Genomic DNA, 20133 nt, shown 5'->3' with positions numbered 1-20133 from the left:
CATCATCACATACATGGATTGCGAACATCAGAAGGATATAACTATAACTGGAGGGACTATATCATGAAACATGATCAATTGAAGGCATTTCCCGAAGATTTTTTCTGGGGAGGTTCAACTTCCGCTTATCAAGTAGAGGGTGCATGGGACGAAGATGGAAAAGGACCCTCTGTCATTGACATGGCTAATCACGTCGAAGGGGTCACTGATTTTAAGGTAACCAGTGATCATTACCATATGTTCAAAGAAGACGTAGCTTTGATGGCTGAAATGAGCTTTAAAGCGTACCGTTTCTCTATTGCCTGGACACGTATTTATCCGCAGGGTGCAGGTGAAGTTAATCAGAAGGGAATCGCGTTTTACAGCTCATTAATTGACGAACTGATTAAATATGGTATTGAACCGATTGTTACTATGTATCATTTTGATCTGCCTTATGCTCTTGAAAAACAAGGCGGATGGTCGAAGAGGGAGACGATTGGCGCCTTCGAGCAGTATGCCAAAACATTGAATGAGAACTTTGGAGACAGGGTGAAATATTGGTTAACCATCAATGAGCAAAATATGCTGATTCTCCATCCCGGCTCCATCGGAACTTTAGATACAAGCCTGGAAAATCCGCAAAAGGTACTGTACCAACAAAATCATCATATGTTAGTCGCGCAGGCGAAAGCGATGGTATTGTGCCATGAAATGCTACCTGACGCGAAAATTGGACCAGCGCCGAATATCGGGGTTATCTATCCAGCCAGTTCCAAGCCAGAAGATACACTGGCGGCTGATAACTATGCAGCCATTCGCAACTGGCTCTATCTGGATATGGCGGTATTTGGTCGATACAATCACATTGCCTGGAGCTATTTGGTCGAAAAAGGATATGAGCCTGTCATTGAAGAGGGCGATATGGACATATTAGCGAAGGGAAATCCGGACTTTATCGCCTTTAATTATTACACCTCTCAAACCGTAGGAGAAAGCTTGGATGACGGAAATGATTTTTCACATACAGGAGATCAGCATGAAATTGTGGGTGAGCCTGGAGCATACAGAGGCTCGGTGAATCCCAATCTGCAAACGACGGAGTTTGGATGGGAGATTGATCCGGTCGGTTTTAGATCCACGCTGCGTCAAATTTATTCTCGCTACCATTTGCCTCTTATCGTGACGGAGAATGGTTTGGGCGCTTTTGACAAGCTTGAAGAAGGCGATGTAGTGAATGATCCTTATCGGATTGACTTTTTCAACAAACATATCGAGCAGATTCAACTGGCTATTACAGACGGTGTAGAAGTATTCGGCTTCTGTCCGTGGTCTGCGATTGATCTTGTTAGCACCCATCAGGGCTCCAGCAAGCGTTACGGGTTTATCTATGTTGATCGTGAAGAGTTTGATCTCAAAGATTTGCGCCGTATTCGTAAACAAAGCTTCTATTGGTATCAAAAGCTGATCGCCACGAATGGCGAAATTCGTTAATTAAAGTATCGTAACTAGAGCACCTCCCTAAATGGAAGATTTCCATTTAGGGAGGTGCTTATATTTTTTAAACCTTAGGGGAGAGGCTGATTTCATTTAAGCAACAATTATCCCTTTTCCAGAAGTGTGATTATGTATTATATAATAGAAGAAACACAAACGGAAAGGACATCATGCATTGACCTTACAACAATTAAAATATGTCATCGAGGTTGCCAATCGTGGCTCCATGAATGAGGCGGCAAAGCGGTTGTTTATTTCCCAGCCCAGTCTGTCGAACGCGATTCGGGATCTGGAGGAAGAAATTCATATCACGATTTTTGACCGCACCAATAAAGGCATTTCTTTGTCCAAGGAGGGTGTGGAGTTTCTCGGTTATGCGCGTCAGGTCGTCGAACAGGCGGAGCTGCTGGAAAGTCGCTATCTGGATGCCAAGCCTTCACCGCAGCATTTTTCCGTATCCACGCAGCATTATGCTTTTGCTGTAAATGCATTTGTGAATCTAGTGAATCAATATGGTCAGGATGAGTATGAGCTGGCTTTGCGGGAGACGAAAACCCATGAAATCATACAGGATGTCAAAAGCTTACGCAGCGAAATTGGAATTTTGTATCTCAACGAATTTAACGCTAAGGTGATTAATAAGCTGCTAAAAGATGCAAATCTGCAATTTAACAGCCTGTTTATCGCCAAGCCGCATATTTTTATCAGTGCCAAAAATCCGCTATCCCGGCAGTCCATCGTGACCATTGACCAGCTTCATCCTTATCCGTATCTGTCCTTTGAGCAAGGGGAGTACAATTCTTTTCACTTTTCCGAGGAGATTCTGAGCACGCTGTCGCATCCTAAAAGCATTCGTGTCCATGACCGGGCCACCCTTTTCAATCTGCTGATTGGCCTGAACGGGTATACCATTTCTACCGGGGTGATCAGGGCGGATCTGAACGGTAACGAGATTATTTCCGTACCTTTGGAATGTGAGGAGTCTATTAATGTGGGATGGATTTGTCATAAAAATGCTGCGCTCTCCAAGCTGGCTTCCGTCTATGTAGAAGCGCTGCATGAGGCGATAGGCGAGTAAAAAGTTTGGTATAGTTTTAGGCTATAACTAGCTATAGTTTATTGGAGTTACATTATAACTGAAAATGTATGTTATCTTTCTTACAAGAACTTCACTACAGAAGCGAAAAAGGAGATAACCCTAATGAGCAGCATCCTTGACAATGCATCCCAACGAAAAGTGACCCCTTTCAGACATGATATGGTCGGCAGCTTTCTGCGTCCGCAAGCGATCAAAGACGCTAGAATTCAATTTCAAAACAACGAAATTTCTGCGGACGAATTGAGAAAGATTGAAGACAACGAAATTATCAAGCTGGTAGAAAAGCAAAAATCCGTAGGACTTAAAGCCGTGACAGACGGTGAATTCAGACGCTCTTGGTGGCATCTTGATTTTATGTGGGGCCTGGACGGTGTGGAAAAGGTACAGCTTTCGAACGGCTATCAATTCCAAGGTGTGGAAACAAGAGCGGAAACCGCACGCTTGTCCGGTAAAATCGGTCACTCCCGTCACCCTTTCATTGAAGATTTCAAATTCCTGAAACAAGTAGCCGGTGAGGATGCGATTGCACGTCAAACCATTCCGGCACCTGCGCAATTCCTGGCCGAGCTGTTGCGTGGAGAAAATAAAGAAACAACCGATACCTATTACAGCAATCTGGATGAGCTGGTAACGGATATCGCCAAAGCTTACAAATCCGTGATTCAAGTATTCTATAATGAGGGCTGCCGCAGCTTGCAGCTGGATGATTGCACATGGGGCATGCTCTGCGATAAAAACTATTGGGAAGCCAGACAGCATGCGGGTGAGAATGTGGAAGATACCAAAAAGCTGTTCGCCCGCGTGAATCAGGAAACCGTGAATGATCTTCCAGCCGATTTGGTCGTTACAACCCACGTATGCCGTGGTAACTACCATTCCACCTGGGCATCCTCCGGCGGCTACGAGCCAGTTGCTGAAACCCTGTTCGGCATCGACAACATCGACGGCTACTACCTCGAGTTCGATACCGACCGTGCAGGCGATTTCACACCGCTGAAGCATCTGAAAGGCCAGCAGCAGATCGTCCTGGGCCTCGTTTCCTCTAAAACGGGTGAGCTGGAAGACAAGCAGACGGTCATTAACCGCATTAAGGAAGCTACTCAATTTGTGGATATTAACCACATCTGCCTTAGCCCACAATGCGGCTTCGCTTCGACAGAAGAGGGCAATATTCTGACAGAAGAACAGCAGTGGAAGAAGCTTGCCTTCATTAAAGAGATTGCGGACGAGATTTGGAAGTAAGGGTTTAGGGGAATTGATTGGGTAGGTTCTTTAAACTAAAGATCCCTTTATCATAAAAAACACGCCACATGGGGCGTGTTTTTTATTTTGGCGTGTGACTTAGCTTCATTTCTTAATTAATATTCCCATAGTTTTATTCCGCTCAGATAGCACATGACTTGGTGTATAATCCATATCCCCATTTATTTCTTGCGTTTGAGCGCACCCTGTAGAGGGCATACCTGTTTTGTAGAATTATTGCCTTCCCCTCTACAAGTCACACTATTGATTTTACAGGAGCCTCTTGCCTTTCGCATGTAAGTAAAGGATGACATTTCAGTCCAATACACCTGCCAACATCACAACAAAGATTGGATTCAACAGCTATGATATGGCTCATAATTTTCATTTATAATAAGCACAAGGAGGCTCATAAGATGTTTGACCACAAGTCATTGCAATTGCTAACTCAGATGGTTAACTATCCGAAGTTGTCAATTCCGGAGTTGAGACTTCAATTGAATTTATCGCCTCGACAGTTTGAATATACGCTGAATAAATTAAATGACGGACTAATTGAGTTGGATTTACCGAAGATTGAAGTAATTGAAATGGGGTTTAAGATTGACGAAAGAGTTAAGAAATACTGGAAAAATGAGGAATTGTCACTTGGTCGCAAGCAACTGGTTTTTCAAGAGAATGAACGACTGTATTTGATTTATTTATACACGTATATCCGGCGGGAGCCGATTTCGATCGTTCATTATCAGTCTTTGCTCCAGGTAAGCAGGAATACGGCCTTGGCAGATGTCAAAAAGCTACGTGCGCTTTGTCAGGGAGAAGGTGTCAAATTAGATTATAACCGAACGGACGGTTTTAAATTGGAGGGAGAAGAGCGTCACAAGCGGCGATTTGCATCGGTATGTATTGGGACACTATTACAGCTGCCGATGGGACGCCCGGGTATCAAGCAGGTGATGGATAGTTGGAAATATGAAGATACGAGTACAACGATCAAGCAGCAATTAACCGATATGGCTCATGAGTATCAGGTCGTCTTTGTGGGCAACAGGCTGGATCAACTTATTTATGAGCTGTTGTTTCTGCAATTCCGCTATGGGCGTAATGCACTGTTTTTGCCCGTTAAGCAAACAGAGTTAATACGACAACAACCACTCTTTCTGATGGGCAAGAAATTATCCGCTTATTTGTTTAATGAAGTGCATGAGATGGAGATCGTATATCTAACGATTCAATTATTGTCAGCTACGCAGGGCGTGCCCCATATTTATCCCAGTGAAGAGCTGAGTTATGTATCTGACGAAATTATCAGAGAAGTAGAACGCCTGACCCTAGTACCCTTTAAAGAAAAACCTATTTTGCAATCGATCTTGTACAAGCATTTGGTACCGGCTTACTTTAGGATTATGTGTGAAGTGCCTTTATCTAATCCTTTAATTGACACTATCAAAGCAGAACATGACGCCCTGTTCAAACTGGTCAAGCAAGCGTTGAAGTCATTGTCTGATTTTACAGGGGAGTGGATCTCGGATGAAGAGGTTGGATACTTTACCATTTTGTTCGGAGGGCATGTCCGCAGATTAGAACCTGAACCTAAAGTATACCGGGCTACAATTGTATGTCCAAACGGGATCAGTTCCTCCATGATGTTACGGACGCAATTGTGTCAGCTATTTCCGGGCGTGCATTTTACGGAATCACATTCGGTTGCGGAATTAAAACAGATATCTCCGGATAGCTATGACATGATTTTTTCTACTATTTATTTGGAATCATCCAAACCTGTTTACTTGACTCGCCCATTATTAACCGCATTAGAAGAAGATTATTTGCAACAAGCTGTTGCTGCTGATTTTGATCTGCCCGTACCTTCTGCGGTGCCCATAGATGAATTAATGGCTACCATACGGAAACATGCCACGATTAAAAGCGAAAAAGCACTTTATACAGATTTAACAAATCATTTACGACAGATGCGTTCAATTGAAAGGAGTCATTCCCCTATGTTGTCCGAGCTTTTAACTGTAGATAAAATTCGATTCACGGATGCTCCCCTGGATTGGAAGGAAGCGATTCAACTAGCAGCCAAACCATTAGAGGAACAGAACTATATTACACCTGACTACACACAGGCAATGATTAACAGAGTTTTGGGAATCGGTGCTTTTATTCATGTCGGCAAAGGAATTGCTATCCCACATGCAAGGCCGGAACAAGGTGTGCAGAAATTGGGGATGTCGCTGTTGCGAGTGAAAAAACCGGTGTTGCTGCTTGATCAGCCGGAGCATGCGATTGATATGTTTATTTGCCTAGCGGCGATTGACAATAAGTTGCACTTAAAGGCGCTGACGGAATTGACTTCGTTTCTGGTCAACGACGATTCGTTAAACCGTTTGAAAGAAGCTACAACAGCGGACGAAATTATAGCCATGATGCAAAAAAAAGGAGACGATAAAAAATGAAAATTTTAACAGTTTGTGGTTCTGGTCTGGGAACAAGCTTTATGGTGGAAATGAATATTAAGCAGCTATTGAATGAGATGGGTGTAGAGGGTGTGGAAGTAGATCATTCCGATCTGGGCTCCGCTACGCCTGGGAGCGCAGATGTGTTTTTTCTTGCCAGAGACATTGCTGAAGGCGGAGCGAGCCTGGGTGATGTGGTCGTTCTGGAAAACATTATCGATCTCGAGGAATTACGCACAAAACTAACAGCAGTCTTACAAGATAAAAATCTATTGTAAGGAGAATTGGCCCATATGAATAAAGCTTTGAATATACTCATTAACGTTTTGAGTGAGCCGTCTGTGCTAGTTGCGTTGATTGCCTTGGTAGGGTTGCTGGCTCAGCGGAAAAATCTCTCGGATATCCTGAAGGGAACGACCAAAACGTTTGTAGGATTTCTTGTCATCAGCGCAGGCGCAGGTGTTTTGCAGCAAGCTCTTGCACCTTTTGGCGATATGTTTAAAGCAGCGTTTCATGTAAGCGGTATCGTTCCAAATAATGAAGCTATTGTGGCTCTTGCCGTGAGTAAGTATGGTTCCTCCACTGCACTGATTATGTTTTTCGGTATGATTGTGAACCTGCTGATTGCTCGTTTTACACGATTTAAGTACATTTTTTTAACAGGTCATATTACGCTATATATGTCATGTATGATTGCTATCATTTTATCAGTGAGTGGTTTCACATCCGTCTCCCTTATCCTTTTTGGAGCGCTGACTGTAGGTATTTTCATGTCGCTTTCTCCAGCCGTTGTGCAGCCATTTGTCCGTAAATTAACGGGCAATGACAATGTGGCTTTGGGGCATTCTGGCGCGGTCGGCTTTGCTATTGGCGGGCTGGTAGGTATGGCAGTGAAAGGCAAGAAAGACATTGTATCCACTGAACAAATCAATTTCCCTAAAGGACTCGGCTTTCTGCGGGACAGTACGGTCAGTATTGCGTTAACGATGGCGGTCTTCTACATCATTGTAGCCCTTTTTGCAGGTCCGGCTTATGTCGAAAGTCACTTGAGTAACGGGAAAAACTATATTTTATTTGCGCTACTTCAGGCAGGGTTGTTTTCTGCAGGCGTATTTATCATCTTGTCGGGTGTACGTCTGGTCTTGGCTGAAATTGTACCGGCATTTAAAGGGATTTCCTCGAAAATTGTACCGGATTCCAAACCGGCGCTGGATGTCCCCATTGTTTATACCTATGCTCCGAACGCGGTACTGATAGGCTTCTTCTCCAGTTTTGTGGGGGGATTGTCAGCATGCTCATTCTGGTTTTATCCGGCGGGATTGTTATTTTACCTGGGGTTGTCCCGCACTTCTTCACAGGAGCAGCAGCAGGAGTGTTTGGAAATACCATGGGCGGTGTGCGTGGCGCCATTTTAGGCGCATTTGTGAACGGAGTGCTCATCAGTTTTATGCCCATTCTATTAATACCTGTTTTAGGGGATCTCGGGTTAGCCAACGCAACCTTCTCCGATTCCGACTTTGGTGTAGTGGGGCTGTTCTTGAGCGGGCTAAACCAGTTGGGTGGAAAAACGATAACGATGATTGGGATCGGTTTGGTGCTGCTCATTATGATTTTGGTAAGCCTGAAAAAGTCGAAAAGCAGTGCGCAATAAACAATATAAATGAACACTATAAAAAACGAGGATCAGGAAGAGAGGACAAACTTTATGAGATTTGACCAGCAAGACCTTCAAGCCGTTATGGCCATCCGAGCATTATCTTTAGACGCGATTGATGAAGCAAACTCCGGGCATCCCGGATTACCTTTAGGTGCAGCACCTATGGCTTATGCTCTTTGGTCACAGGCATTACTTGTAAATCCCAAAAATTCGCGATGGGAAAATCGGGATCGGTTCGTTCTGTCTGCTGGCCATGGATCCATGCTCCTTTACAGTCTGCTTCACTTATCCGGTTTTGATGTGACGATTGACGATTTGAAGAAATTCCGGCAGTTAGGTTCCCGAACGCCCGGGCATCCAGAAGTCGGACACACCGACGGTGTGGAAGCGACGACGGGACCCTTGGGACAAGGGGTGGCGATGGCTGTTGGCATGGCATTGGCAGAACGGCATTTAGCAGGTTTATATAATAAGGAGTCCTTTCCGATTGTGGATCACTACACGTATTGTTTGTGCGGAGATGGTGATTTAATGGAGGGCGTGGCTAATGAGGCGATCTCTCATGCCGGCCATGAGCAATTGGATAAATTAATCATGCTATACGATTCCAATGACATATCGCTGGATGGAGAACTGAGTCATTCTTTCTCAGAAAATATAAAACAGCGGTTTGAGTCCAGTGGGTGGCAACATATCCTGGTTACAGAGGGTAATGATCTTACCGAGATTACTGCAGCGATTGACTTGGCACGAGAAAATCATACACAACCTACAATTATTGAAGTGAAGACTGTGATCGGGTATGGCTCACCGCATGCCGGTACGCATAAAGTTCATGGTTCACCTCTGGGAGAAGCAGGAACGGCTGCGGCAAAATTGAGCTATCAATGGGAACTACCGGCTTTTACCGTATCAGAGGAAGTTTATACCCTTTTTCGTGAAAAAGTAGCAGCTCGTGGTGCCAAAGCCGAGGCTGAATGGCAGGCTCTAATGGTGAATTATACGGAAAGTTATCCAGAACTGGCTAAACAGTTTCATGACAGCTTTACCAATACACTGCCCGTTGATTGGGAAAAACCATTGGCTGATTACGAAGCAAGCTCAAGTAAAGCAGGACGAGATACCGGCAGCGACATCTTGAACTTGATTGCACAGCGGGTCCCTTATTTCTTTGGAGGTTCAGCTGACTTAGCGAGTTCCAATAAGACATTAATTGCAGGAGATGAACGTTTTTCTAAATCAGCCCCAGCAGCACGTAACATTTGGTTTGGTGTACGTGAATTTGCGATGGCAGCTGAAATGAATGGCATAGCACTGCACGGTGGGTTAAAGATTTATGGAGGAACTTTCTTTGTATTTTCCGATTATTTAAAAGCAGCTATACGCTTGGCGGCCATTCAGCAACTTCCGGTGATTTACGTACTAACCCATGACTCCATTATCGTAGGAGAAGATGGACCTACCCATGAGCCGATCGAGCAACTGGCAGGATTGCGTGCGATGCCGAATTTAAATGTAATCCGTCCCGCAGACGGCAATGAAGTAATCGCTGCCTGGCATATGGCGATCTCATCAGTTTCAACACCGACAGCACTTGTCCTTACACGTCAGGCTCTGCCGATCCTTGCAGGCAGCTCTGAAAAGGCGTTGGAAGGTGTGGAAAAAGGCGGATATGTTTTAGCACCTGCATCCAAAGAAGTACCAGATTTGCTGTTAATCGCAAGTGGTTCAGAGGTGAAGCTGGCTGTCGAAGCACAGAGTATCTTGGAAAACGAAGGCATTTCAGCATCTGTCGTAAGCTTGCCGAACACATCTGCTTTTGATCAGCAGGACGAAGCTTACAAAGAAAAAGTCTTGCCCAAAGCAATACGTGCCCGCGTCGGCATTGAAATGGGGGCAAGCTTTGGCTGGGAACGCTATATCGGACTGGACGGAAAGATGTTAGCCATTGATCGTTTTGGCGCATCCGGTAAAGGAACTGAAGTTGTAGAAGCCTTTGGCTTTAACGCAGCCAATATCGTTGCTTTAGCGAAAGAGGTACTTGCTGAATTAAGGAAATGATAAGAAATTAGAAACACTGAAAAGGTGCAAACACGCTACTAAGCAGTTACGCAAAAAAAGTCGTTCATTAGATCAATCTGATGAGCGGCTTTTTTGATATGTTTCTACACGATGTAACTGAACCACATATGCGTGCGTGTCATTATTCATGTTTAAAATCTCTTTAACAATATTTCTCGCTATATAGACCGCAATTAAGATCATAACCTGACAAGCAGGCGATCAATCGTTTCCAACGGTTGCTGATTGATTCGCTTCATAAATTGACTGACATGAAGTTTAATCTTATAGAATTTTTCAAAAAAGACGTTGTTCACTACATCGGCTTTGAGCCACAACCACAGCCCTTCAACTGGATTGAGGTTTGGACTGTAAGGCGGCAGAAAAACCAATTGCAGACGCGAGTGTTCCTCCAAAAAAGGCTGTAACTCTATGGCATGATGAATCCGGCTGTTATCCAGAATTAAAGCGATTTTTCCATTCGGATATGCAGTGAGAAGATCCTGGAGAAATCGAATAAAGGCTTCTGTGTCGGCCTTTTCTTCTTCCCGGTGATGCACCTGACCGGTTTCATAGTTAATGGCTCCAAACAATTTGGCTCCTTCGTGTTTACCGTACGTAGGCACTTTGCGTTGTCGGCCGCGCGGGAACCAATTGTACTGCAACGCTTGATAAGAGCGAATCATCGACTCGTCTTCAAAGAGCAAGTGATTGATCTTTTCGGCTTCCACTTGCCTCTTGAGCTCAGCAAAAGTGTGCTTTTTAAAAAAGGCTTGGGCGTCTTCATCGGCTTTAGCTAGCGTATAGGTGGCTTTGGTAAAACTGAAGTTCATCCGCTTCAGCATCGCACTAATCCCACGCACGCTCATGGTGACACCGAACTCCTGCTTGATCCACTCCGCCACTAGCGGAAGTGTCCAGGTATACCGAGCTTCAAAACCTACATCGGCTGGTTGATGCTGCTCCAGCATCGCGGCTAACTGACGACGCTGCTCCTCCGTGAGTTTTGTCGGTTGTCCAGGAGAGTGATCCATTTTAAGACCGGACAGGCCCTGTTTCTGGTAGGTGTGCCAATAGAGGCTGATGGTTTGACGTGCACGTCCGAGTATATCACCGAACTCTTTCAGTGTATGGCCTTCCAGACGAAGTCGGACCGCCAGATACCTTTCGTAGAGTCGTTTGTCTGATACCTCTTTCATCGCTGTATTCAAATACTCGATTTCTTCATTGTTCATCTTCATCGCCGCCTTGTGGTGAGTTACCCTTTATTACCCGATTTGGCGGTTGAAGTGAATTTGGTAGCTTATTAATTGCGTTCTATATAGGTTTGATAAATGAATTGATATTCATTTTGTTGATCAATGATGCTGGATTTTTATTACAAGGGAAATATGGAGGGGAAATCAGTGAGCTACTTTTTATTAATTACTACACGAACAAACAAGTTCGATGCTAATGATATCAAAGGACACTATGACCATCTGGAAAAGTTGAAAAAAGAGGAGCTTCTTGAAATGTATGGTCCATTTAGCGATGCAACGGGAGGAGCCTATTTAATAAAAGCAGCGTCACTTGATGAGGCGACAAAGATTGGGAATTTAGATCCGCTCATTCAAAACGGCTCTTCCACATTGACAATAAAGGAATGGCTGTTGCGTTAAATTTCATCTGCGAAGAGTGATCATAAGTGATCGAATATGAAAAGGGATGCGGGCTGAAAAGAAGGCACGCCGGAGTGTCTTTCTGGTATTGAATAAAAAATGAGGACTATGATTTTCTGAAAATGAAAAGCATGGCCCTTTTTTTATTTCCCAAGAGATTGCCCACAGATCTGCTGACAAGGAATAGCGGCAGGAGAAATAATGATGGCTGCCTCTCCTTGGTCTTTGGTTCGAATTTGAATACTGGCCTCTTTCATTTCTTGAAATCTGGCTCTTTTGTAAAAGACAGTTTACATGATTTGATATAAGTATCACGTGCACGGATAAATATATGTTGGAGGTTCTGGCAATGAGTAATAATGAATCACCCTTGAGAGTAGGCATATTTTTGTTTGATGGTGCTGATACAACCGATTATATTGGCCCTTATGAGGTATTTTCCGCTGTGGATTATGTCTCGGCCAAAAAGCCGACTATGTATCAGACAGCGCGTACCCTGTATAACGTGTTTACTGTCAGTGAAACTAAAAAAGATCTGCGCGCTATGGCGGGGGGACTAATTGGGGGATTAGTTGTTAGGGCAGAATACGATTTTAATGATTGCCCCGAGATCGACATTTTAGTTATTCCCGGCGGCGCAATAACAGAGGAACTTTTAGCCAATGTCAATGTAATTAGCTGGCTGGAGGATCAGAGTAAAAACGCGGCTATTACCTTATCCGTGTGTACTGGGGCTGTATTACTGGCCAAGACAGGGCTCCTTAGCGGGCTGTCGGCGACAACACATCATCTGGCTTTTGATAAGTTATTGGCTATTGAACCTACAATAATGCTGAAGAAAGATGAGCGGTTTGTTGACAACGGCCATATTATCACGGCAGCCGGGGTTACAGCCGGATACGATGCAGCAATGCATATCGTCTATAAAACAGCCGGAGGCAATGCCCTTTTAAAAGCAGGCGAGGCACTGGAATATGGGAACGCTTGGAAAAGTATACAAAGAAAACTGGCCGGTCTGCCTGTACATCGTACAATTACCAGTAGATGCATCAAATGCGGCAAGTGCGCGAAAAATTGTCCATTCAGTGCGGTTGTGGAAGGCGAAACACAGTTTCATATTCAAGTGGAACGGTGTGTCGGCATAGGACCGTGTGCCGGGTTGTGTCCGGTAGGGGCTATTGAGTCATCATTTCAACTATAATTCAAGCCAGGCCTGGCGCAACAGGCGGACAGCCGGGTCGATATCCTCGTTTGCAATGGCACCGAAGCCCAAAAGAACACGGGCCGTTGTCCCGGGTGAGGATTCCACCCAGAGATTGTCACCGTGGATATATACACCGGCCTGGGCCGCCTTGGCTACTAGGTTCCGTGAGGACACCGGCTGATTTAGATGTAACAGGATATGAAGACCGGCATTTACTCCGGATATTGTAACGGTGTCGCCGAAGTGCTCCTGTAGCGCACGTAGCAATATCTCTCGCTTTTTCTTAAACTGACGGAGCATTTTCCGCAAGTGACTTTCAAAAAGATTTTCCTGTAAGAACCGTTCCAGAGGTTTTTGGATGAGCAGGGGCACTGAGCAGGCATAGTTTTTGGTTGTCTGCTGCAGGTGCCGCACCAAGTTTTTCGGCAATACCGCATACGCAACCCTAAGGGAAGGCGAAAGGATTTTAGAAAAACTGCCGATGTAGATTACTTTATCTGGCGCCAATCCCTGCAGAGCCGGTGCTGGTTTTACGTCATAGAGCAGGTGGCAGTCATAGTCATCTTCAATAATCAGAGCCTCCTGTTCATAGGCCCAGTCAATAAGCTGTAGACGCCTAGTTATGGACATAATGCGGCCTGTAGGGAATTGATGCGAGGGTGTCACATAGACAGCCTCGGCGGTAGTGGTCCGTAATGCTTTGACATTGAGACCGTGGCTGTTAACCGGAATGAGTGGTACCTGAAAGCCGTAATTGGTAAAAGTCGAGTGGGCGGCGGTGAAACCCGGATCTTCCATGGCAATGGTGTTAGCCACAGTTCGGAGGAGCTGACAGATAATCATAAGACAATGGATAGTTCCAGAAGTAATCAATATTTGGTCGGCTGTACACCGGACATCCCGGTATTCATGCAAATACTTCACCAGTTCATTGCGTAGTCCGGGTTCACCCATGAAGTTACTGTAGTTCAAGAATTGTTCTTTGTCCTGTCGCAGACAGAGGTTAGTTAACCGCTGCCATTGCGGAAACGGAAAGGTCTGCGGGCTCAAATTGCCGTACCGGAAATCGTATAAAATTCCGTCCGGCTGCGATTGACTGGGAGGCGTGTCCGGAACATTATCTGCATACGCGGAGAATTTAGTGTTAGGGAGTGTTTCTACGTAATAGCCGCTACGGCTTTTGCCAACAATATAGCCTTCGGATAAGAGTTGCTGATAGGTGGTGTCCACCGTATTTCTACTGATATGAAGCTCGGTCGCGAGGCGGCGGCTGGAAGGCAGTTTGGCCTGCGCGCTGAGTTCACCGCTTAGAATTTTGGTGCGCATTTGTTGGTAGAGTTGTTGGTAGAGCGGTTTTTTACTTTTTGCATCCAGTAAGTACATTATGGGCCTCCTTATAGAAAATGCCGCGTGACGGCAAGGGTAAAAGCCTGTGTGTAGACACAAAGGCGTTGAGAAACACATCCTTTCTTATAAGAAAAATACATGGGGTTGCCCAATTTTACATTGGGTTTATTTTACTCCCATAATTTTTTGGGAAATCTTCTTAGTTGATAATTTCCCTTATCACATTCCTCGCCAAGCGCACTTTCTCTGGACTCGATTTTTGGAGCATTGTAATAATCTCAATAATATCTTCATCAAACTCTACAATTTTGGGGTCTTCGCTTACATATGAAAACAACTGAACTAAGTTGACGTCTAGGGCTTTTGCGATCTTAGCTACATTTATCAAAGAAACATTCTTTTCTCCTCGTTCGATCTGTCCAATGTATGTAAAATGAAATCCACCTTTTTCCCCAAGAGCTTCTTGTGAGAGGCCCTTTTCTTTGCGCAACACCCTTATTCTAGCCCCAATTAGCTTTAACACTTCTTTGTCCTGCATTTATCTACACCCCTTCATACTAAAAAGTGTAGACAAGATTTTCTTGGGTAAACATGAGATTAAGAATCGTATATTTAGCATTAAGTATACCTATAAGTATTATTTTAGAGTATAATAAGGGCTCTTCGCTCTATTGGATGGGTAACGCCGTATAGAAATAGGTTCATAGTCAAGCTTGTTTCAGTAGATTCTTAAAGAAATGGTATAAAGGGAACGGGGTAAAAATGGGTTTAGGGCCTGTGTGCTGCAAGTGCTGGAAGCCGATGTTTATTCGCGGTCATGTAGACCATAGCTATTAGATTATGGACGTTTCTGTACCCACGTGCTTTTCGTTTGGCTGCTTGCACTAATCCATTTATGCCTTCAAGCAGACCATTGGTCATCCGGCTGTGAAACCAACGCAGAATGCCTTCTTCATGTTGTTTCACGGTCTTTGCCAGATCCATCATCGCTCCCAACTGTGAGCGCCTAGCCCAGCCTAACCACTCCCGTAAATAGACGTCAGCAAAGACGTGCGGGGTCGTCCATAGTTCCTGCATGGCTAATTTTAAGCGGTAGGCTCTGCCTGTTTTTAGGTTTTTGTCCTTCAGGCTTTCCAAGGTATCTCGCTGCTCTGCCTTCAAGTTCGTTTTGTTCTTTAACCATAGATATTTGGTTCGCTTGAGCCCAGGTTCTTCTTTCTGCTCGGCTTTACGCACCTCATCCACGGCTTCATTCACCATCTTCATGACGTGGAACTTATCAAAGGTAATTTCGGCTGTGGGGAACTGCTCTTCAATACCTCGAATAAAGGCGGGAGACATATCGCAGCAGATTTCCTGTATTTGTGCCGATTCTACGCCTTTTTGTAGTAAATACTGGTTGAAACGCGCTAAGGTATCTTTGCCTTTTCCTTCGGTTGCAAAAAGTACCGTTTTGGTGTCCACATCCACAAACAAGGTAATGTAGCGGTGACCCCGACGCGAGGACGTTTCGTCGATGGCGATCCGCCGAACTAAGCTGACGTCCAGTTCGGTCATGGCTTGATTGACGTAGTGATGAAAAATCCGCCACATGCGTGTGTCATGTTCTCGTAATTCACGCGCTGCTGCGTTGACGGGCATTTCAGCCATTAAACGCATGGCCCAGGCCTCAAAATCCAAGGTGAAATGCGACAACGGCCGGGACCACTTCACGGGAATCAACGTGATTTTATTACATTGTTTGCAGTCTGTTCGGGGAACCCGGGCATGTAAATAGGTTTTCCATTTCCAAATATCGAGATGGCGCCACTGTTTTTTCTCTGCATCGTAGGCCTTGCAAGGTGCTCCACAATGCGGACAGGCAAACAGGGCTCCTCGTTCAAAATCAATAAATAAGTGCCATGCTTCTTCTTGCGGGTCATACTCAATATCAGCTAATTTCCAGGGTTCTTCAAGGTCTAACATGAACTTGAACACATCATTCATTAGATTATCCTTTTTGCTTAATGGGGTCCACATGTTCCATCCCGTCCTCTTCCTATTATTACTAGACAGTATGGACACTTTCTCTATTAAACAGACATCTAACATTTACTTTAGCGAAGAAGCATAATAAGACTAATATTGAAATTCTCTGGAGGAATAGATATGAAAGAAGCTCCTTCTACCTATATTCCAAGTCCTACCCAACCATCCAGACCCGCACAACACCTACATAAATCAATAACCGATTTCCACACCTTAGCCCAATACCACATGAAACTAGCTCAGATCCTGCAAAAGCACAACCAGCTCCAATGCTGCATTATCCTGTGTGACTGGGCATTAACCTCCATGCTGAAAGCTCTATATATGAAAGAGAACAACAGCTTTTTCCCTCCGGGATTCCTGTCTATGACTGACCTGCTGCACTTATTACATACCGAAACCAACCCCGGATTGGATCTTGTCGTATTTATAGGCACCACTCAATTTCTTTCATCCCAGTTAGAAACTTCACTTCTTCAAAAGATGAAATACAAGGATGTGAGCAGGTTACTGCGAAGAACGGACGACATTCTCTGCCAGTTGTCATCCAGAGTCATTAGCGATCTATCTCAAACGTATCAGTCCATTTTCTGAGTAGCCCTTCCATGGCAAATAAACTTGCCGATTCGCCCTGTCGTTATCCGCTTTTCTTCATACGATAAGAGTAAGCTTTAACGCAAGGAGGGATTCAGACATGGGTGAAGTAGGTTACGGTGGAGCATGGACATCCACAGGAGCGATTTTGGTATTGTTCATCTTGTTGGTAATTATTACTAAGTCTTTTCTGATCTAACAGTAGGTTAGCATCGCTTAAATCCACAAATCGGCCTTCTTTCACGACATCGTGAGAGAGGGCTTTTTTATGCAGAATGGGTGTTGGCCCAGCATGTTGTCTGGCCCTGCAAGCATTGTTATACTTTACATACAGGGAGATTTTCCCTCAAGTATATAGCAATACGGATAGCGGAAGACGTGGGAAAACGGAAATTCGCTGACCAAAATCAGGAGGATCGCATGATGAATATGGCGAGCAGTCCATTTCAATTTACGACAGACACGGCGACTCTTTGCCTATTTGATACGCAAGCACTTAAGCATCGTTTGGACGATGATCCGGATTGGTGGTCTATCGAAGAGGACGAGCTGGGCGAGTTGAACAAAGGAAATGTAGCTTTTTTGAATCTGGGAGCCGACGGGACCTATGAGGTTTTGATGACAGATCATATTGACAAGCCTGCTGTGCGGCTGTTTTTGAAGGTTCCCTCAGGCAACCTATTTGTTGGAGCAGGGGAGGAAGCCACAAGTGGCGGACTGGAGCCTGAATGTGTATGGGGAGGATCGTTCCTGTCTGTGCAACCCGGACTTTATGAATGCTCGGCGAGTAGAGAAAACAACCGTATTTATCTTTCTTTAAAAAAAGGAAGCGAAGGCAGCAATAGCTTTACTAGTCTGATTCGATTGTAGGTTGCAGGATCAACCCGTAACGGCTCATACAAGCCGCCTGAACAGGTGAGAGCAGGAACAACCGAAACCGGGGGGGAATGGAAAAAAGGCTATCCCCACGGCTTACACATCCGTGAAGACAGCCCTTTATCATTCTATTGGCTATTGATACTTTACAATAATGGCATTGCTGATTTGGCGGCCGGGTGTGGTGAGGTAGGAGCCGTTGTAATACAGCCCGCTGGAAGCACCGCCGTCCAGATTCATGGCCTGATAAGCGCCGGCCTGCTTCATCATTTGGGCGAGCTGCGGTATAGTCGCTCCACTCGTGGTCAGGAGGATCAGCTTATGATCCCGACTCATTCCGATTGCGCTGCGGGCGCCACCACCTGTTAATATTTTAGGGTCCTTGAAGCCTTCGGCTTTGACATTTAGGGAAACCTGACCGTTCGTGACCAGACGAGGCCCGGCTTGAAGGGCACCTTCGACACTGCCTTGGCTTAACCGTTGTTCGAAGGCAGAACCCGACATTAGCTCGGATAAATGATTAGCATCGTAGGTGAAGACCGTCCGTTGGTCGCCAGAGCTTTTTTTCAACATCTTTCCGTGACTGACCAGGTAGCCGTAAGGCGTTTTGTAAGAGCTTTTGGTATAGGCATCAAAGTATGTGCCATTTATGGCTACAACCGCTTGGTTACGTTTGGCTATACTGCCTAAGTCTTCCACTTTACCAATGGTATCGCCTGCCAGAGCCACGTCCAAGCTTACCTTAGGATGGAGCATAGAGATGGTTACCACCTTAGCGGAAAAGGAACGAGACCCGACCTTGAAGTTTTTATGAGCTGTCGTAATGGGTGTAGTGTTTCCGGGTAACTTGCCAGTATGTACCGGAAGCGTGACGGACGTTGCACCTTGCTTAATGCGTACAGCTGAGGTTTCCTTTTGCCATGAGACTTGCAGGTCTAGATATTGACTGATGAACTGCAAGGGGACATAGGTCGAACCGTTATCGGTAAAAGGAGCATTTTGCAAACGGATTGTCTGGTCATTCACTTTGGCAGTAGATTGCCCTGTAAATAATGTGAGCCGGGTATTGCCTTGCGCAATTTCTATTTTTTTGTCTGCTGCCGTTTTGTTGAATGTGATTCCTTCATAGCTGTTCAGGAGAAGAAGCGGGATGAAGGAGTGGATACTCTGGTCCACATAGACCAGCATAGGCGCTGGGGCAGCAGCGTAGATCGGGGATACAAGTAATAGCAAGGACAGGATAACAAGTGCGGTGATTCTTTTCATGAATAGATCAATCTCCTTATGTAGTCTTGACACTTTACGAGGTGCTTGTACTTATATCGGGTTTTATAAGTTGTAAATGTATGTATGCCGCGAGCTTTGGCGCTATTTTGTCGGCAGTACGATATCCGGATTGGCGGTTACGTCAAATGAAGGCATGTTAGCGGTTGGAACCTGTGACGGTATGCTTCATGTAATTGATTTGCAAAGCGGCACCAAGAGGATGAATACAGCATCGGCACCGCTCCAATCCGCGAGACAGGGCGTTGGATCATCTGGCGTAACCATGAGCCACTGCGCTGGTAATACGAATATTTTGCAAATGAGGATAAAAGCAAAATCTGTTAAGCTAACTTGGAAGAATGTGTAATGGCACATGATGCAGTTCTGATATAGAAAGGAAAGAGGTGCGGAGACATGGACAAGAAGGCGGATATTCGCACATCCATGAAGGAGTTATTTGCACATATGGATGAGGCTTTTTTTATGGATTTGGTAGAAAATGTACCCTTTGAGATGCGTGACGGCAATGCCGATGAGGAAGGCTGGATCAAGTGGAAGCCTCTTCCTTCGCAGATCACAGAGCAGGAAGTTCGGGATCTTGAGGAAACCTACCATTTCGAGCTTCCTCCCTTGCTGAGAAGTTTCATCATGTCCTATCATTATGTGTCTTTACAATTCGATAACGAATGCATTCCGGGGGTGTACTGGAGCGATTGTACCTTCGTTGAGTTTCCACGAATGCCTGTGGGCCAAGGGCTAAAGGGATTTTATGAGCTGATCGACCAGTGGTCGCCATTGCTGTCGGCGGGGTATATTCCCTTCGCAGTGGCAGAGGAGAACGAGGGTCCTGTCTGTTTGAATGCAGGGAGCAGACAGAAGGATGGTGACTATCCCGTTGTATGGTTCTATCATCAGGATTTGCAGCATCTGGACGAGGACGAGTTACGCATCAGGGATAACCTGATTCCCCATGTACAAGGGCTGTTCCCATCTTCCGTCGAGATGTTTAACGTCATGTTCAAGGAGATTAGGCACTAACAATTTCGGAATTGGGACTATATCATGCATCTATTGTATTGACATAAAAAATGAGGAATGTTATAAAAAAAGGTAGGCTGGCACTCGAATGAGGGGAGTGCTAACAGACTTTCGAGTTTGGA

Annotated in this window: 17 protein-coding genes and 2 pseudogenes; 14 read left to right on the top strand and 5 right to left on the bottom strand. The window is 45.1% G+C overall.

The features are described from left to right. The first annotated feature begins 63 nt into the window (after positions 1 to 63). The 7 genes and pseudogenes from ASL14_RS02885 (at position 64) to tkt (ending at position 9997) form a co-directional block, all read left to right on the top strand. Positions 64 to 1473, top strand: coding sequence for a glycoside hydrolase family 1 protein (locus ASL14_RS02885; RefSeq protein ID WP_134910381.1), 1410 nt, complete (start codon positions 64 to 66; stop codon positions 1471 to 1473). A 178-nt stretch (positions 1474 to 1651) separates the two neighbouring features. After that, positions 1652 to 2554 (top strand): LysR family transcriptional regulator, encoded by a 903-nt coding sequence (locus ASL14_RS02880; protein WP_134910380.1) that lies wholly within the window; start codon positions 1652 to 1654, stop codon positions 2552 to 2554. 123 nt (positions 2555 to 2677) lie between these two features. Then, entirely contained in the window at positions 2678 to 3817 is a 1140-nt protein-coding gene (locus ASL14_RS02875) for a 5-methyltetrahydropteroyltriglutamate--homocysteine S-methyltransferase (RefSeq protein WP_134910379.1), read from the top strand. Positions 3818 to 4233: 416 nt separating this feature from the next. Continuing rightward, entirely contained in the window at positions 4234 to 6279 is a 2046-nt protein-coding gene (locus ASL14_RS02870; protein WP_134910378.1) for a BglG family transcription antiterminator, read from the top strand. Beyond that, positions 6276 to 6557 (top strand): PTS sugar transporter subunit IIB, encoded by a 282-nt coding sequence (locus ASL14_RS02865; protein WP_044647107.1) that lies wholly within the window; start codon positions 6276 to 6278, stop codon positions 6555 to 6557. The genes ASL14_RS02870 and ASL14_RS02865 overlap by 4 nt, the downstream gene beginning before the upstream one ends. A 15-nt stretch (positions 6558 to 6572) precedes the next feature. Next, positions 6573 to 7930, top strand: a pseudogene (locus ASL14_RS02860) (PTS ascorbate transporter subunit IIC). Between the two features lie 54 nt (positions 7931 to 7984). Next, positions 7985 to 9997: a transketolase gene (tkt, locus tag ASL14_RS02855; protein WP_134910377.1), complete on the top strand. Its 2013-nt coding sequence runs from the start codon at positions 7985 to 7987 to the stop codon at positions 9995 to 9997. A 200-nt stretch (positions 9998 to 10197) separates the two neighbouring features. Here the strand turns inward: tkt and ASL14_RS02850 are convergent, their stop codons facing one another. Next, positions 10198 to 11238 (bottom strand): IS630 family transposase, encoded by a 1041-nt coding sequence (locus tag ASL14_RS02850; RefSeq protein WP_134910376.1) that lies wholly within the window; start codon positions 11236 to 11238, stop codon positions 10198 to 10200. A gap of 165 nt (positions 11239 to 11403) precedes the next feature. Between ASL14_RS02850 and ASL14_RS02845 the strand changes: the two genes are divergently transcribed. Both ASL14_RS02845 and ASL14_RS02840 read left to right on the top strand, forming a co-directional pair. Continuing rightward, positions 11404 to 11658, top strand: coding sequence for a YciI family protein (locus ASL14_RS02845; protein WP_134910375.1), 255 nt, complete (start codon positions 11404 to 11406; stop codon positions 11656 to 11658). Between the two features lie 349 nt (positions 11659 to 12007). Beyond that, a complete protein-coding gene (locus ASL14_RS02840) occupies positions 12008 to 12859 on the top strand; it encodes a DJ-1/PfpI family protein (RefSeq protein ID WP_189338217.1) in 852 nt (283 codons plus the stop codon). Here ASL14_RS02840 and pdxR read toward each other — a convergent pair. The 3 genes from pdxR to ASL14_RS02825 form a co-directional block, all read right to left on the bottom strand. Then, on the bottom strand, positions 12854 to 14245 hold the full coding sequence (pdxR, locus tag ASL14_RS02835) for a MocR-like pyridoxine biosynthesis transcription factor PdxR (RefSeq protein WP_134910373.1): 1392 nt from the start codon (positions 14243 to 14245) through the stop codon (positions 12854 to 12856). The genes ASL14_RS02840 and pdxR overlap by 6 nt on opposite strands. 163 nt (positions 14246 to 14408) lie before the next feature. Further along, a complete protein-coding gene (locus ASL14_RS02830) occupies positions 14409 to 14747 on the bottom strand; it encodes a helix-turn-helix domain-containing protein (protein ID WP_103048065.1) in 339 nt (112 codons plus the stop codon). A gap of 230 nt (positions 14748 to 14977) precedes the next feature. After that, entirely contained in the window at positions 14978 to 16195 is a 1218-nt protein-coding gene (locus tag ASL14_RS02825) for an ISL3 family transposase (protein ID WP_134910372.1), read from the bottom strand. A 162-nt stretch (positions 16196 to 16357) separates the two neighbouring features. Here ASL14_RS02825 and ASL14_RS02820 point away from each other — a divergent pair, with 162 nt between their 5' ends. The 3 genes from ASL14_RS02820 to ASL14_RS02815 all read left to right on the top strand — a co-directional run bounded on the left by ASL14_RS02820 (position 16358) and on the right by ASL14_RS02815 (position 17701). Next, entirely contained in the window at positions 16358 to 16831 is a 474-nt protein-coding gene (locus tag ASL14_RS02820) for a hypothetical protein (RefSeq protein WP_134910371.1), read from the top strand. A gap of 100 nt (positions 16832 to 16931) precedes the next feature. After that, complete coding sequence (locus tag ASL14_RS27675) at positions 16932 to 17030, top strand: hypothetical protein (RefSeq protein WP_014599622.1); 99 nt, start codon at positions 16932 to 16934, stop codon at positions 17028 to 17030. A gap of 221 nt (positions 17031 to 17251) precedes the next feature. After that, positions 17252 to 17701 (top strand): DUF6386 family protein, encoded by a 450-nt coding sequence (locus ASL14_RS02815; RefSeq protein WP_134910370.1) that lies wholly within the window; start codon positions 17252 to 17254, stop codon positions 17699 to 17701. A 141-nt stretch (positions 17702 to 17842) separates the two neighbouring features. Here ASL14_RS02815 and ASL14_RS02810 read toward each other — a convergent pair whose 3' ends face one another. Beyond that, positions 17843 to 18973, bottom strand: a complete 1131-nt coding sequence (locus ASL14_RS02810; protein WP_134910369.1) for a phosphodiester glycosidase family protein — start codon at positions 18971 to 18973, stop codon at positions 17843 to 17845. A gap of 88 nt (positions 18974 to 19061) precedes the next feature. Here ASL14_RS02810 and ASL14_RS02805 point away from each other — a divergent pair. Continuing rightward, positions 19062 to 19276 (top strand): annotated as a pseudogene (locus ASL14_RS02805) (hypothetical protein); the annotation flags it as partial. A gap of 111 nt (positions 19277 to 19387) precedes the next feature. Next, a complete protein-coding gene (locus ASL14_RS02800) occupies positions 19388 to 20011 on the top strand; it encodes an SMI1/KNR4 family protein (protein WP_134910368.1) in 624 nt (207 codons plus the stop codon). The last annotated feature ends 122 nt before the right edge of the window (positions 20012 to 20133 follow it).

Source organism: Paenibacillus sp. IHB B 3084 (assembly GCF_001447315.1).
Taxonomy (GTDB): Bacteria; Bacillota; Bacilli; order Paenibacillales; family Paenibacillaceae; genus Paenibacillus.
This window is presented reverse-complemented; position numbering and strand designations above follow the sequence as displayed.